The organism is Bradyrhizobium sp. 61, from assembly GCF_023073075.1.
Taxonomy (GTDB): domain Bacteria; phylum Pseudomonadota; class Alphaproteobacteria; order Rhizobiales; family Xanthobacteraceae; genus Bradyrhizobium; species Bradyrhizobium barranii.
In genome coordinates this window covers 1-586 of the sequence record NZ_JADPIU010000018.1, presented here as the reverse complement: position 1 = coordinate 586, position 586 = coordinate 1, and the positions used below count along the sequence as shown (strand labels likewise).

Annotated in this window: 2 pseudogenes; both read left to right on the top strand. The window is 63.3% G+C overall.

Annotated features, from left to right (window positions below):
• Positions 1–289 (top strand): annotated as a pseudogene (locus tag IVB46_RS08290) (branched-chain amino acid ABC transporter substrate-binding protein); the annotation flags it as partial.
• 99 nt (positions 290–388) lie between these two features.
• Positions 389–586 (top strand): annotated as a pseudogene (locus IVB46_RS08285) (branched-chain amino acid ABC transporter permease); the annotation flags it as partial.

Here is a 586-nt window from a genome sequence, read left to right as displayed (position 1 = left end):
TGTCAGCTTCGCGCACTGGGCCCACATGTGCGAGCAGGCCGGCAGCTTCAATCCGCCCGACGTGATCAAGGCCTACGAGAAGGGCGAGACGATCCCCTCCCTGGTCGGCGACGTGCATTACCGCCCCGAGGATCACCAATGCGTCCGCCCGGTGATCATCGTGAAGGGCAAGCAGCAGAAGGACATGAAGAACAAGGAAGACTGGTACGACGTCGTCGAGATCGTCCCCGGTGAAGGCCTGATGCAGAAGCCGGACGCGTTCGGCTGCCATCCCGGCGATTACAGCTGAGCCCGCGCTAACCCCTGTGACGCCGCGGGCTGCACTCTGGTCCTGCGGCGTCACCTTTTTCTGACGCGCACCATGGCGCGTCACAACGGCGATTGTCGCATGATCAGTTGGCCCAACCTCGTTTCGCAGCTTTTCAACGGGCTCGCGCTCGGCGCCCTGCTCGCGCTGATCAGCTCCGGCCTGACCATCATCTACGGCACGCTCGGCGTGCTCAACCTCGCGCATGGCGCGATGTTCATGATCGGCGGCTATGCCGGCTTCGTCGCCTACCAGTACACGGAGTCCTTCATCATCGCC